The 14,210-nt window shown below is 70.5% G+C and carries 13 protein-coding genes; 10 read left to right on the top strand and 3 right to left on the bottom strand.

All coding sequences use genetic code 11. The features are described 5' to 3' along the window. Nucleotides 1-25 precede the first annotated feature (25 nt). Complete coding sequence (gene mnmA / locus ACTMVF_RS38825; protein ID WP_441275796.1) at nucleotides 26-1,156, top strand: tRNA 2-thiouridine(34) synthase MnmA; 1,131 nt, start codon at nucleotides 26-28, stop codon at nucleotides 1,154-1,156. 40 nt (nucleotides 1,157-1,196) lie between these two features. On the opposite strand, the gene ACTMVF_RS38830 is transcribed toward mnmA, so the two are convergent. Both ACTMVF_RS38830 and ACTMVF_RS38835 read right to left on the bottom strand, forming a co-directional pair. Then, a complete protein-coding gene (locus tag ACTMVF_RS38830; protein WP_441275797.1) occupies nucleotides 1,197-1,979 on the bottom strand; it encodes an alpha/beta fold hydrolase in 783 nt (260 codons plus the stop codon). 37 nt (nucleotides 1,980-2,016) lie between these two features. Further along, complete coding sequence (locus ACTMVF_RS38835; protein ID WP_441275798.1) at nucleotides 2,017-2,340, bottom strand: DUF427 domain-containing protein; 324 nt, start codon at nucleotides 2,338-2,340, stop codon at nucleotides 2,017-2,019. Between the two features lie 50 nt (nucleotides 2,341-2,390). Here ACTMVF_RS38835 and ACTMVF_RS38840 point away from each other — a divergent pair, with 50 nt between their 5' ends. The 9 genes from ACTMVF_RS38840 (at nucleotide 2,391) to gatB (ending at nucleotide 13,294) form a co-directional block, all read left to right on the top strand. Continuing rightward, the gene (locus tag ACTMVF_RS38840; protein ID WP_441275799.1) at nucleotides 2,391-2,930 is read left to right on the top strand and encodes a TIGR00730 family Rossman fold protein; all 540 of its coding nucleotides are present in this window, start codon (nucleotides 2,391-2,393) and stop codon (nucleotides 2,928-2,930) included. A 27-nt stretch (nucleotides 2,931-2,957) separates the two neighbouring features. Further along, complete coding sequence (locus ACTMVF_RS38845) at nucleotides 2,958-3,647, top strand: SDR family oxidoreductase (protein WP_441275800.1); 690 nt, start codon at nucleotides 2,958-2,960, stop codon at nucleotides 3,645-3,647. Between the two features lie 192 nt (nucleotides 3,648-3,839). Then, the gene (locus tag ACTMVF_RS38850; protein ID WP_441275801.1) at nucleotides 3,840-4,841 is read left to right on the top strand and encodes a methionine synthase; all 1,002 of its coding nucleotides are present in this window, start codon (nucleotides 3,840-3,842) and stop codon (nucleotides 4,839-4,841) included. Between the two features lie 15 nt (nucleotides 4,842-4,856). Then, on the top strand, nucleotides 4,857-7,049 hold the full coding sequence (gene ligA / locus ACTMVF_RS38855) for an NAD-dependent DNA ligase LigA (protein WP_441275802.1): 2,193 nt from the start codon (nucleotides 4,857-4,859) through the stop codon (nucleotides 7,047-7,049). A 272-nt stretch (nucleotides 7,050-7,321) separates the two neighbouring features. Next, on the top strand, nucleotides 7,322-9,556 hold the full coding sequence (locus ACTMVF_RS38860; protein WP_441275803.1) for a putative bifunctional diguanylate cyclase/phosphodiesterase: 2,235 nt from the start codon (nucleotides 7,322-7,324) through the stop codon (nucleotides 9,554-9,556). 171 nt (nucleotides 9,557-9,727) lie between these two features. Then, entirely contained in the window at nucleotides 9,728-10,024 is a 297-nt protein-coding gene (gatC, locus tag ACTMVF_RS38865; RefSeq protein ID WP_007384860.1) for an Asp-tRNA(Asn)/Glu-tRNA(Gln) amidotransferase subunit GatC, read from the top strand. Nucleotides 10,025-10,031: 7 nt separating this feature from the next. Further along, on the top strand, nucleotides 10,032-11,525 hold the full coding sequence (gene gatA / locus ACTMVF_RS38870; protein ID WP_441275804.1) for an Asp-tRNA(Asn)/Glu-tRNA(Gln) amidotransferase subunit GatA: 1,494 nt from the start codon (nucleotides 10,032-10,034) through the stop codon (nucleotides 11,523-11,525). Beyond that, on the top strand, nucleotides 11,522-11,764 hold the full coding sequence (locus tag ACTMVF_RS38875) for a hypothetical protein (RefSeq protein ID WP_086767189.1): 243 nt from the start codon (nucleotides 11,522-11,524) through the stop codon (nucleotides 11,762-11,764). Before gatA ends, ACTMVF_RS38875 begins: the two co-directional genes overlap by 4 nt. 15 nt (nucleotides 11,765-11,779) lie before the next feature. Beyond that, a complete protein-coding gene (gene gatB, locus ACTMVF_RS38880; protein WP_441275805.1) occupies nucleotides 11,780-13,294 on the top strand; it encodes an Asp-tRNA(Asn)/Glu-tRNA(Gln) amidotransferase subunit GatB in 1,515 nt (504 codons plus the stop codon). A gap of 62 nt (nucleotides 13,295-13,356) precedes the next feature. Here the strand turns inward: gatB and ACTMVF_RS38885 are convergent, their stop codons facing one another. Then, nucleotides 13,357-14,160 carry a methyltransferase domain-containing protein gene (locus ACTMVF_RS38885; RefSeq protein ID WP_441275806.1) on the bottom strand — a complete coding sequence of 268 codons (804 nt, stop codon included), beginning with the start codon at nucleotides 14,158-14,160 and terminating at the stop codon, nucleotides 13,357-13,359. Between the last annotated feature and the right edge of the window lie 50 nt (nucleotides 14,161-14,210).

Consider the following 14,210-nt stretch of genomic DNA (forward strand, 5'->3'; position numbering starts at 1 on the left):
CGCGCCCCCGTACCCTGGAAGGGTTATGACTCACACCGCGCAGCCCTCCCGCCCCCTCCGCGTCCTCGCCGCCATGTCCGGCGGGGTCGACTCCGCCGTCGCCGCCGCCCGTGCGGCCGAGGCGGGCCACGACGTCACCGGCGTCCACCTCGCACTCTCCGCGAACCCCCAATCCTTCCGCACGGGCGCGCGGGGCTGTTGCACCATCGAGGACTCCCGTGACGCCCGCCGTGCCGCGGACGTGATCGGCATCCCGTTCTATGTGTGGGACCTCGCCGACCGCTTCCGGGAGGACGTGGTCGAGGACTTCATCGCCGAGTACGAGGCCGGCCGCACCCCGAACCCCTGCCTGCGCTGCAACGAGAAGATCAAGTTCGCGGCCCTGCTGGACAAGGCGCTGGCCCTCGGCTTCGACGCGGTCTGCACCGGCCACTACGCCACCGTCGTGCTGAACGACGACGGCACACGAGAGCTGCACCGCGCCTCCGACATGGCCAAGGACCAGTCGTACGTCCTCGGCGTCCTGGACGAGAAGCAGCTGGCGCACGCGATGTTCCCGCTCGGCGACACGCTGACGACGAAGGACGAGATCCGCGCGGAGGCCGAGCGCCGCGGCCTGGCGGTCGCCAAGAAGCCCGACTCGCACGACATCTGCTTCATCGCCGACGGCGACACCCAGGGCTTCCTCGCGAACCGCCTCGGCAAGGCGGAGGGCGACATCGTCGACGAGTCGGGAGCCAAGCTCGGCACCCACGAGGGCGCGTACGGCTTCACCATCGGCCAGCGCAAGGGCCTGCGCATCGGCACCCCGGCCGCCGACGGCAAGCCCCGCTACGTCCTCGACATCTCGCCGGTGAACAACACGGTGACGGTCGGCCCCGTGTCCGCCCTCGACGTCAGCGCCCTCACTGCCATCAAGCCCCGCTGGTGCGGCGCCGCCCCCACCGGCCCCGGCACCTACACCGCCCAGCTGCGTGCCCACGGCGGCGAGACAGAGGTGACGGCCGAGCTGATCGACGGCTCCCTGGAGGTCACGTTCACCGAGCCGGTCCGGGGCGTGGCACCCGGCCAGGCCATCGTCCTGTACGACGGCACGCGCGTGGTGGGGTCGGCGACGATCGCGTCCACGGTGCGGGCGACGGCGGGCGTGGCCTGAGCACAGGCGGGCGCCACGCGCGTGTGCGGACCGGTGCGGCTCACCCCCCGAAGAACTCCGCCAGCACCGGCCCGAGGACGTCCGGCTCGACCATGTGGGTCTGTCCCTCCAGGCTCCGATACGTCCCCTCGGGAACCGTCTCCGCGACCGCCCGGGTCGCCTCGCGCATCCAGGAAGGACTCGCGCCGCCCGCCACGGCCAGCACCGGCACCGTGATCGAAGCCAGTCGCGCCCGGGGCAGCAGACCGTCGCCCATCACGGCGTTGTCGTAGGCGAGGCTCGGCGCGATGGTCTCCATGCCGGCCCACATGGGGGACTGGCGGGCGCCCTGGATCATCTGCTCGGCCATCCCGGTCAGCCGCAGGAACAGCTCGACGGCATCCCCGCGCCGACCCTGCGCGAGCGCCTCGGCCAAGTGCGCGGTGTACTCGGAGTGCTTTACGGCACCGCCCTCCAGAAAGTCGGCGAACGGCACCTCGTACACGGCGACCTGACGCACCGGGAGTCCGCTCGCCGCCGCCTCCAGCACCAGCGCACCGCCCGACGAGATGCCGCACAACGCCGCCTCGCCGCCCACCGCCTCGATCAGCGCGGCAAGGTCCTCGACCTCGCGCTCCACCGCGTACGGTGCCTTGTCACCGCTCTCACCGCGCCCCCGCCGGTCGTACGCCACGACGCGGAAGCGTTCCGACAGGGGCACGGCCAACGGTGCCACGGTGCCCCCGGTGGACATGGCCCCGCTGACGAGGATGACCGCAGGCCCCTCGCCGGTGCTCACGTAGGCGATGGAGGTACCGTCCGCCGAAATGGTCTTCTTGTCCATGCCTGTGCAGATTGCCGTACGGCACGGATCTAATCGCTCACGACACTTCGACTTCGTAGAAGCAGAGGTGGTCCTTGATCTCGGCCACGTCCGGTTTCGGATCCGGGTAGGCCCAGACGAGGTCGGCCGCGTCCGGCAGCGACCAGTAGGAGGCCGTTCCCTTGAACGGGCAGTAGGTGTGCGTGTCGGAGGGGGTCAGCAGGTCCAGCCGTACGTCCTCGGCCGGGAGGTAGTAGCGCACCGGACAGCCCGTCTCCCGCAGGAGAAGGGGCCGGTCGGTCTCCGCCAGGACCTGGTCGCCGTGGACGACCCGTACCCGCTGCGTGCCCTGCTCGATCGTGATCGTGTGTCCGTCAGCCATATCCGAACAGCGCTCGCGGGTGCCGGGTTCTTCCCGCGTACGGTGGCCCCATGCGAATCTGCGTCTTCCTCTCCGCCGCCGACCTCGACGACCGTTACACGCGCCCCGCGCGCGAGTTCGCGAAACTCCTGGGCAAGGGCGGGCACACGCTCGTGTGGGGCGGCTCCGACGTGGGTCTGATGAAGGTCGTGGCCGACGGGGTGCAGGAGGCGGGCGGCCGGCTCGCCGGCGTCTCCGTGGAGTTCCTGGCCGCGAAGGTCCGCCCGGGCGTCGACGAGATGGTGATCGCGAAGGACCTCGCCGAGCGCAAGAAGCTGCTCCTGGAGAAGGCCGACGCGGTGGTGATCATGGTCGGGGGCACGGGGACCCTGGACGAGGCCACGGAGATCCTGGAACTGAAGAAGCACGGCCACACGGACATGCCGGTGGTCCTGCTCAACACCGAGGGCTTCTACGACGGCCTGAAGGAACAGTTCCGCCGCATGGAGGACGAGGGCTTCCTGCCCTGTCCGCTGACCGACCTGGTGTTCTTCGCGGAGGAGCCGGTGGGGGCGCTGGCCTACCTGGAGGAGAGCCAGGGCGTGGAGTGAACTCCGACTGATGCGAGCATGGCGGGCATGGCTACACATGTGATCACCGGAGCGGGCTCCGGCATCGGCGCGGCCGTCGCCCGCCGCCTGCACGCGCGCGGGGACGAACTCGTCCTCCACGCGCGCGACGCGGGCCGCGCGAAGGAGCTGGCGGCGGAGTTCCCCGGCGCGAAGACGCTGGTCGGCGATTTGGCGGACCCGGACAAGCTGTCCTGGGCCTTCTCGCACCAGACGCTTCCGGACCGGGTGGACTCCCTGCTGCACATCGCCGGGGTGGTGGACCTGGGCCCGGTGGGCGACCTGACGCCGAAGTCCTGGCGCCACCAGCTGAACGTCAACCTGATCTCCCCGGCCGAACTGACCCGCCACTTCCTCCCCCAACTCCGCGCCGCCCGCGGCCACGTCGTCTTCGTCAACTCGGGCGCCGGCCTCAACGCCCACGCCGACTGGGCCGCGTACGCCGCGTCGAAGCACGGCCTGAAGGCCCTGGCGGACTCGCTCCGCCACGAGGAACACGCCAACGGCGTCCGCGTCACCACCGTCTACCCCGGCCGCACGGCAAGCCCCATGCAGGCCAAGGTCCACCAGCAGGAGGGCAAGGAGTACGACGCGTCGAAGTGGATCGACCCCGAGTCGGTGGCGACGACGATCCTGATGGCCCTGGACCTACCGAGGGACGCGGAGGTCAACGACCTGACGGTGCGACCGGGGCGGTGATCTCGCCCCCGCCGCCCCCAGACCCCCGCTTCGGCCCTGAACGGGCCTCGTCCTCGAACTCCCCCAGAGGGGGGGCACCCCCGGACGGGCTGAGTACGTCAGCCCCTCCGGCGTTTGAGGAGCGGAGCCCCCTGGGACGGGACGGGACGGGTAGGGGCGGCGGGGGCGAAAACAATACGTAGGCTTCACCGCGTGAACGAAAACCCCACCTTCGCCCCCGCCACCGGCGTCGGTTCCATGCCAGGCACCGATGCCCGTGAGGCAGCCAAGACCGTCACCGGGTCCTTCGAGGACTTCCCGTTCCTCGCCGAACTGCCTGCCCGCGGCCCCGGCGCGGACATGATCGGGCGGACCGCCGGGATGCTGGTCGAGCTGTACGCGCGCGTGGAGCCCAGCGGCTGGCGGATCGGGGACCGGCCGGGGCGGGACACCAGGCGGGCCCGGTCGTGGCTGGGGGAGGACCTGGACGCGCTGGAGGAGTTCACCCAGGGGTACGAGGGGCAGCTGAAGGTCCAGGCCGTGGGGCCCTGGACCTTGGCCGCCGCGCTGGAGCTGAGGAACGGTGAGGCCGCCCTCTCCGACCCCGGCGCCTGCCGCGACCTCGCCGCCTCGCTCGCCGAGGGCCTGCGGCTGCACCTGGAGGAGATCCGGCGGCGCGTCCCCGGTGCCCAACTCGTCCTCCAGCTCGACGAGCCCTCCCTCATCGCCGTACTGCGCGGCCAGGTCAAGTCCGCCAGCGGCTACCGCACCCACCGGGCCGTGGACCGGCAGCTCGTCGAGTCGACCCTCCGGGACGTCGTCGGGGTTCACGGCGACGGCCCCGTCGTGGTCCACTCGTGCGCACCCGACGTCCCGTTCGCGCTGCTGCGCCGGGCGGGCGCGGCGGCGATCTCCTTCGACTTCTCGCTCCTCACCGAACGTGACGACGACGCGATCGGCGAGGCGGTGGAAGGGGGTACCCGGCTCTTCGCCGGTGTCGTCCCGGGCACGGACGGCCCATTGTCAGACCCTGCCGGTAGCGTCATGGGTGTCAGGACGTTGTGGCGCAGGCTGGGGCTGTCACCGGGGCTTCTCGCGGAGGCGGTCACGCTCACGCCGTCGTGCGGACTCGCGGGGGCCTCCCCGGAGTACGCGCGCAAGGCGCTCGCCCACTGCGTCCGGGCGGCGAGATCCCTCGCGGACAACCCAGAGTAACGGGAGGACAACACGGTGGCCGGCGACAAGCAAGCGGAGACGACGGTGCCCGCCGAGGCGCGGGAGAAGCACGCGAAGCTCGCTGAGCAGATCGAGGAGCACCGCTTCCGGTACTACGTGAAGGACGCTCCCGTCATCAGCGACGCGGAGTTCGACAAGCTCCTGCGCTCGCTGGAAGCGCTGGAGGACGAGTATCCGGAGCTGCGCACCCCGGACTCGCCGACCCAGAAGGTCGCGGGCGCCTACGAGACGGAGTTCACGGCGGTCCAGCACCGCGAGCGCATGCTGTCGCTGGACAACGCCTTCGACGACCTGGAGCTCGCCGCCTGGGCCGAGCGCGTCCACAAGGACGTCGGCACTTCGAAGTACCACTTCCTGTGCGAGCTCAAGGTCGACGGCCTCGCCGTCAACCTCACCTACGAGCACGGCCGCCTCACCCGCGCGGCGACCCGGGGCGACGGCCGCACCGGCGAGGACATCACCCCCAACGTCCGTACGATCGCGGACATTCCGGACCGTCTGAAGGGCGACCGCATCCCCGACCTCGTGGAGATCCGCGGCGAGGTCTACTTCCCGATGGAGAAGTTCGAGGAGCTCAACGCCCGCTTGGTCGGGGCCGGCGACAAACCCTTCGCCAACCCGCGCAACGCGGCCGCCGGTTCGCTCCGCCAGAAGGACCCACGCGTCACCGCGACCCGCCCGCTGCACATGGTCGTCCACGGCATCGGCGCCCTGGAGGGCTTCGACGGCATGACCCGCCTGTCGGAGGCGTACGACCTGCTGAAGACCTGGGGCCTGCCCACCGCCCGGCACAACAAGGTGGTCGACGACCTCGACGGCGTGCGGGAGTTCATCGCGTACTTCGGCGAGAACCGCCACTCCGTGGAGCACGAGATCGACGGGGTCGTCGTCAAGCTCGACCAGATTCCCCTCCAGGGCCGGCTCGGCTCCACGTCGCGCGCGCCGCGCTGGGCGATCGCGTACAAGTACGCGCCGGAGGAGGTCAACACCAAACTCGTCAACATCCGCGTGGGCGTGGGCCGTACGGGCCGGGTGACGCCGTACGCCCAGGTGGAGCCGGTCACGGTCGCGGGCTCGGAGGTCGAGTTCGCCACCCTGCACAACCAGGACGTCGTGAAGCTGAAGGGCGTCCTCATCGGCGACACCGTCGTGCTGCGCAAGGCCGGTGACGTCATCCCGGAGATCCTCGGGCCCGTCGTCGACCTGCGCGACGGCAGCGAGCGCGAGTTCGTGATGCCGGCCGAGTGCCCCGAGTGCGGTACGGCGCTTCGGCCCATGAAGGAGGGCGACGTCGACCTGCGTTGCCCGAACGCCCGCACCTGCCCGGCCCAGTTGCGCGAGCGCCTGTTCTACCTGGCGGGCCGCAAGGCGCTGGACATCGAGCACTTCGGCTATGTCGCGGCCGCCGCGCTCACCAAGCCGTTGGAGCCGGCCGAGCCGCCGTTGGTGGACGAGGGCGACCTGTTCGACCTGACCGTCGAGCAGCTGCTGCCCATCAGGGCGTATGTCCTCGACCAGGACAGTGGGCTGCCCAAGCGGGATCCGAAGACCGGCGAGGAGAAGATCGCCACGGTCTTCGCCAACCAGCAGGGCGAGCCGAAGAAGAACGCGGTCGCGATGCTGGAGAACATCGCAGCCGCCAAGGAGCGCCCGCTCGCCCGGATCATCACCGGCCTGTCGATCCGTCACGTCGGCCCGGTCGCCGCCGAGGCGCTGGCCCGCGAGTTCCGCTCCATCGACCGCATCGAACAGGCCAGTGAGGAGGAGTTGGCGAACACCGACGGTGTGGGCCCCATCATCGCCGCCTCGCTCAAGGAGTGGTTCGCCGAGGAATGGCACCAGGAAATCCTCCGCAAGTGGAAAGCCGCCGGCGTCCGCATGGAGGAAGAGGGCTCCGGCGAGGACGAGGGGCCGCGTCCGCTGGAAGGGCTTACCGTCGTCGTCACCGGCACGCTGGAGCACTTCACCCGCGACGGTGCCAAGGAGGCACTGCAAAGTCGTGGAGCGAAGGTGACCGGTTCGGTTTCGAAGAAGACGTCTTTTGTTGTCGTAGGTGACAGCCCTGGGTCCAAGTACGACAAGGCCATGCAGCTCAAGGTGCCTGTTCTGAACGAGGACGGCTTCAATGTCCTGTTGGAACAGGGGCCCGAAGCGGCGGCCGAAGTTGCTCTGCCCACAGCGGAGTAGCGGTTGAAGGCCACCGGATCGGCGCATACCAGATGCATACGGGTGGCTAGGGCGCATTCGGGCAACCGTTGACGACCGGTGCCCGTGGAAGCCTTCTGCGGCCTACTGTTGAGGGGTGCGCCTGCCGTGCCCAGCTGCGGTTGGGGCATCCCCTTGCTCTGAGAGGGCTTTCAAGGGCGAGGGGAAGGGTTTTCCAACGCGGTGCCGTTGAAGGTAGTTGTCGGGCATCGGGCCGCGTGGCGTGGGCACCGCCGGCTGTGAGAGGGACGGGAATGGAACCGACCGAGAGCGCCGCCCCGAACTCACGGCTGCGCCGGATGGCCGGCGTGTGGCGGGAGTGGGCGACGCGGACCGCGGAGCGTTCGCGCTCGGAAAGAGGCGCGGAGAGCGCCGCCGGGCAGCGCACCGCGACGGAGGGTCGCACCACCGTGCAGCTCGGCGCCGAGCACTCCACCGATCTGCAGGGCTCCGAGCAGGAACGGCACCTGTCCTGGCCCGCGCTGCCCGCGGCGGTCGTCGCGGCGGCCGGGTTCGTCCTCGGCGCCGGGTTCTACCGGGCGTTCACCGGCCACCACGCCCTCTTCCCGTCCGGCACCGTCGGCTGGTCGCTGGCCGTGCTGACCGGCATCATCGTCGGCCACCTGGTCGCGCTCGGCCGCGCCCGCTGGTGGGGCGGCACCGGCTCCGGCGCCGCCCTCACCCTCGCCGTGCTGATGCTGTACGGCTGGGTGCCCGCCGGCATGGTCAGCCTCACCGTCGTCGTCCTGGTCGGCACCGCCCGCCGGGGCCGCTGGCGCCAGGGCGTGCTGCACGGCGCGGTCGACATCCTCGGCATCGCCGCCGGGGCCCTCGTGCTGGCCGCCTTCGGCCGCGTGCCGACCGTCGAGAACCCCTTGAACCCCGACACCTGGACGCTCTACACCGCCCCCGGCGTGGTCCTCGTCGCCGCCGCCTATCTCGCGGTCACCCGGGTCCTGCTCTGGTATCTGCACGCCCCGCGCGGCGGCCTGCCCACCGTCGCCCGCACCGCGCTGGTCAGACAAGGTCTGGTCGCTGTCGCCCTGCTCGGCATCACACCGCTGGTGTGTGTGGTCGCCACCGCCAAGCCCCTGCTGCTGCCGCTGTTCTCCATCCCCCTCATCGCCCTCGACTCCACCCTGTGGATCGCGCGGGCCAGGGCGGAGGAGCAGCTGCGCGATCCGCTGACCGGACTGCCCAACCGGCAGTGGCTGCTGGAGCGCATCTGGACCGCGCTCGACGACGCCGAGCGCATCGGCGCCCGGTCCGCCCTGATGCTGATCGACCTCGACCGGTTCCGTTCGGTCAACGACACGCTCGGTCATCTCGCCGGTGACCGGTTGCTGTTGCAGATAGCTGACCGGCTGCGCCTCGCCCTGCCCCGCGGAGCGGAGGCCGCGCGGCTCGGCGGCGACGAGTTCGCCGTCTTACTGCCCGTGGCCGACTCCACCACGTCCGCGACCCGGGTCGCCCGCGGCCTCGTCACCGCCCTCAGCTCCCCGCTCGACCTCGACGGGCTCACCCTGGTGCTGGAGGCGAGCGCCGGCGTCGCCGTCTTCCCCGACCACGCCCTCGACGCCGAGGGGCTGCTGCGGCGCGCGGACGTGGCGATGTACCAGGCGAAGCGGGACCGCACGGGCGTAGAGGTCTACGAGTCGAAGCGGGACTCCAACACGCCGGACCGGCTGGGCCTGCTGGGGGATCTGCGCCGGGCCCTGGACGCGCACGAGGTCGAGCTGCACTACCAGCCGAAGGTCCGCTTCGACGGACAGGTCGCCGGTCTGGAGGCCCTGGTGCGCTGGGTGCATCCCGAGCGGGGGAAGGTGCCGCCGGACGAGTTCATAGCGATCGCCGAGTCCTCGGGGCTGATGCCGCACCTGACCGAGTACGTGCTGGAGACGGCGCTCGGACAGGTGGCGCGGTGGCGTGCCCAGGGCCTGTACGTGCCCGTCGCGGTCAACGTCTCACCGCGCGACGTCCACACCCCCGGATTCGCCGGCTCCGTCGCCGCGCGCCTGGCCCGGCACGGCGTCCCGGCGGGAGCGCTCCAGCTGGAGATAACGGAACACGTCCTCCTGGAGGACCCGCAGCGCGCCGCCGACACCCTCGCCGGGCTGACCGGACACGGCGTGAAGATGTCCCTGGACGACTTCGGCACGGGCTACTCGTCCCTCGTGCACCTCAGACGGCTGCCGGTGAGCGAGCTGAAGATCGACCGCTCGTTCGTGGCGAGGCTGGCGGTGGACAACGAGGACGCGGAGATCGTGCGCTGCACGGTGGACCTCGCACATTCGCTCGGCCTGCTGGTGGTCGCCGAGGGCGTCGAGGACGACGAGACGTGGGAACGCCTGCGGGACCTGGGCTGCGACGCCGTACAGGGATGGCTGGTCGCGGCGGCGATGCCGCCCGAGGAGACGACGGCGTGGCTGCGGGCGCGGGGTTCGCGGGGGTGGGTGCGGCCGAAGGCGGCGCTTCCTGCGGCGGAGTGAGTTCGAGGCACGGGGGGCGTAGCGACCTTCCCGCGCGTAGGAGTTCTGGGCGCCAACGGCTCACCTGCGCGTTGCAGTACGGCACCCCGGGGGAAACTGTTTCACGGGCATCAGCCCCCGCCCCATAGGATTGGCCCCAAACCACACACTCTCACCCCAGAGGATCGCTGCATGCCTGGCATCACGCGCGAGGAGGTCGCCCACCTCGCCCGGCTGGCGCGTCTGGAGCTGAAGCCCGAAGAGCTTGAACACTTCGCGGGACAGCTGGACGACATCATCGGCGCGGTGGCCCGCGTCAGCGAGGTCGCCGACCAAGACGTACCGCCGACCTCTCACCCGCTGCCGCTGACGAACGTCATGCGCGCGGACGAGGTCCGTCCCTCGCTCACCCCCGAGCAGGCGCTCTCCGGCGCCCCGGCCCAGGAGCAGCAGCGTTTCAAGGTGCCGCAGATCCTGGGGGAGGACTAAGACCACCATGACGGACATCATTAAGCTCACCGCCGCCGAGACCGCCGCGAAGATCGCCTCCGGCGAGCTCACCGCGGTCGAGGTCACCGAGGCCCACCTCGCCCGCATCGAGGCCGTCGACGAGAAGGTGCACGCCTTCCTGCACGTCGCCCGCGAGGGCGCCCTGGCCCAGGCCCGTGCCGTCGACGAGAAGCGGGCCAGGGGCGAGAAGCTCGGTCCGCTGGCCGGCGTTCCCCTCGCGCTCAAGGACATCTTCACCACCGAGGGCGTTCCGACGACCGTCGGTTCGAAGATCCTGGAGGGGTGGATCCCGCCGTACGACGCCACCCTCACCAAGAAGCTCAAGGCCGCTGACGTCGTCATCCTCGGCAAGACCAACATGGACGAGTTCGCCATGGGGTCGAGCACCGAGAACAGCGCGTACGGGCCGACCGGCAACCCCTGGGACCTCACCAAGATCCCCGGCGGGTCCGGCGGTGGTTCCGCCGCCGCGCTCGCGTCCTTCCAGGCGCCGCTCGCCATCGGCACCGACACCGGCGGCTCCATCCGCCAGCCGGCCGCCGTCACCGGCACGGTGGGCGTGAAGCCGACGTACGGGGCCGTGTCCCGTTACGGCATGGTCGCCTTCTCCAGCTCCCTGGACCAGGGCGGGCCCTGCGCCCGTACGGTCCTGGACGCGGCCCTGCTGCACGAGGTCATCGCCGGGCACGACCCGTTCGACTCCACCTCCATCGACGCCCCGGTCCCGCCGGTCGTCGAGGCCGCCCGCAACGGCAGCGTCGAGGGCATGCGCGTCGGCGTGGTCAAGCAGTTCCGCGGCGAGGGCTACCAGGCCGGCGTCATCCAGCGCTTCGACGAGTCCGTCGCTCTGCTCAAGGAGCTGGGCGCCGAGATCGTCGAGCTGGACTGCCCGTCCTTCGACCTCGCGCTCTCGGCGTACTACCTGATCGCGCCCTCCGAGTGCTCCTCCAACCTCGCCCGCTTCGACGGCCTGCGCTACGGCCTGCGGACCGGCGACGACGGCACGCACTCCGCCGAGGAGGTCACCTCCCTCACCCGTGAGGCGGGCTTCGGCCCCGAGGTCAAGCGCCGCATCATGCTCGGCACGTACGCCCTGTCGAGCGGGTACTACGACGCGTACTACGGCTCCGCCCAGAAGGTCCGTACGCTCATCACCCGCGACTTCGAGAAGGCCTTCGAGCAGGTCGACGTGATCGTCTCGCCGACGACGCCGACCACCGCCTTCGCGATCGGCGAGCGTGCCGACGACCCGATGGCGATGTACCTCGCCGACCTGTGCACCATCCCGACCAACCTCGCGGGCAACGCGGCCATGTCGCTGCCCTGCGGTCTGGCTCCGGAGGACAACCTCCCGGTCGGCCTGCAGATCATCGCCCCGGCGCTGAAGGACGACCGGCTGTACAAGGTCGGGGCGGCCGTAGAGGCGGCCTTCGTGGAAAGGTGGGGTCACCCGCTGATCGAGGAGGCTCCGTCGCTGTGAGTAAGGCACTGTCCAAGGCCAAGGGCTTCAAGAAGTCCAAGTCCGGCCTGTACCTGTCCATGGCCACCACCGCGTTCGGCGCGGTCAGTGTCGCCAAGCAGGCCAAGCTGGCCCGCACCGAGAGCGACACGCTGCGCCTGATCGACGCCGCCGTGTCCGCCGCCGCGATCGCCACCGGCCTCGCCATCCTCTACCGCGAGCTGAAGCGGCTGGGCGACGACGACGTCCTGCTGGGCTGAGAGGGAAGTTTCACCGTGACCACCACGACCGACCTGGTGTCGTACGAGGACGCACTCGCGTCGTACGACCCCGTCATGGGCCTTGAGGTCCATGTCGAACTCGGCACCAAGACCAAGATGTTCTGCGGCTGTTCGACCGAACTCGGTCAGGACGCCAACACGCAGACCTGCCCCGTCTGCCTCGGCCTGCCCGGCGCGCTCCCGGTCGTCAACGCGACCGGCGTCGAGTCCGCGATCAAGATCGGTCTCGCGCTGAACTGCGAGATCGCCGAGTGGTGCCGCTTCGCCCGGAAGAACTACTTCTATCCGGACATGCCGAAGAACTTCCAGACCTCCCAGTACGACGAGCCGATTGCCTTCAACGGCTACCTGGACGTTCAGCTGGAGGACGGCGAGACCTTCCGTGTGGAGATCGAGCGCGCCCACATGGAGGAGGACACCGGCAAGTCGACCCACGTGGGCGGCGCGACGGGCCGTATCCACGGCGCCTCGCACTCGCTGCTCGACTACAACCGCGCCGGCATCCCCCTCATCGAGATCGTCACCAAGCCGATCGAGGGCGCGGGCGAGCGTGCCCCCGAGGTGGCGAAGGCGTACGTCCGTGAGCTGCGCGAGCTCATCAAGGCGCTCGGTGTGTCGGAAGCCCGCATGGAGATGGGGCAGATGCGCTGCGACGTGAACCTGTCGCTGCGCCCGAACGGCACCGAGAAGTTCGGTACCCGCTCGGAGACGAAGAACGTCAACTCGCTGCGGTCCGTGGAGCGTGCGGCCCGTTACGAGATCCAGCGGCACGCGGCCGTGCTGAGCAGCGGCGGGACGATCATCCAGGAGACCCGGCACTTCCATGAGGACACGGGGTCGACGACCTCGGGCCGCGTGAAGGAAGAGGCCGAGGACTACCGGTACTTCCCCGAGCCGGACCTGGTGCCGGTGGCCCCCTCGCGCGAGTGGGTCGAGGAGATCCGGGCGGCGCTTCCCGAGCTGCCGCTGGCCCGTCGCACCCGGCTCCTCGCGGAGTGGGGCATCTCGGCCACCGACATGCAGGCGATCCTCAACGCCGGCGCCCTGGAGCCGATCGTCGCCACGATCGACGCGGGTGCCGACGCGGCCTCCGCCCGCAAGTGGTGGATGGGTGAACTCGCCCGCAGCGCCAACGAGTCGGGCAAGTCGCTCGACGAGCTGGCCATCACCCCGGCGCAGGTCGCCCGGGTCACCGAGCTGGTCTCGAAGGGTGACCTGAACGACAAGTTGGCCCGCCAGGTCATCGAGGGCGTTCTCGCGGGCGAAGGCACCCCGGACGAGGTCGTCGACAAGCGCGGTCTGAAGGTCGTCTCCGACGAGGGCGCCCTCACCACCGCCGTCGAGGAGGCCATCGCCGGCAACCCGGGCATCGCCGACAAGATCCGTGGCGGCAAGGTGGCCGCGGCCGGCGCCCTGGTCGGCGCGGTCATGAAGGCGACCCGGGGTCAGGCCGACGCGGCCCGCGTCAAGGAGCTGATCCTGGAGAAGCTGGGCGTCAGCGAGGGCTGATCCCAGTTCTTCCACAGCCTCTGGGGTGATGCACAGGCCTGGTGCATCACCCCAGCTGCTGTCTAGGTGCGGCGTCCTACGACCCGTACGAAGCCCAGCGTGCGGCCCTGGTCCGCCCGCACCATCTCACCGACCTCGCGGGCCATGGTGCGATGGAACTCCTCCGGGCTCTCCTCGGCGATCACATCGCACCACAGCAGCCAGTCCCGCCAGCCGTCCGGCTGCCAGTCGGCCGTCTCGACCTCGACGGTGCCACTGCGGGCCCAGTGCCGACGCCACCAGTCGGCGGTGTGAAAGCACCAGAAGTCGGGCTGCCACCACTGCTTGAGATGCTCCGGCGGCTCGATGCCGTCCGGCTCCTCACGCAGGGCCGGTACGACGACCCCGATCCGCCCGCCCGGCTTGAGCAGCCGGGTCAGCGTGGGCAGATACAGGTCGTTCGTGCCGAAGTACTGGTAGGCGTCGATGCTCACGATCGCGTCGAAGCTGCCTTCGGCGAACGGCAGGTCGTGCGCCTCGGCGTGCACGGGAAGCACACGGTCGGCGAAACCGGCCTCGGAGATGCGCTGCGCGTTCTCGTCCGGCTTGACCCACAGGTCGGCCGCGGTGACCTGGGCGTGGAACTCCCGGGCCAGGAAGACCGAGGTCATCGCCCGGCCGCAGCCCAGGTCGAGGACGCGGGCACAGGGGCGCAGGGCTTCCAGGCCGAGGGCGGGGGCCAGCCACTCCAGCAGCCACAGTGCGTTCGGGCCCATCTGGTTCTCGATGACCCAGCGGACGTCGTAGCCGTTGCTGCGCGGGTAGCGGGCGTGGGTCAGCCGCTGGGTGAGGTCCTCACTCGAGGTCCTCGGGGTGATGTCTGGCATCGGTGAACGGGCTCCTTGAGTCCTGGAAGACGGAGAGGGATACGGAGGAG

This window comes from Streptomyces sp. SD31 (assembly GCF_052068475.1).
GTDB lineage: Bacteria > Actinomycetota > Actinomycetes > Streptomycetales > Streptomycetaceae > Streptomyces.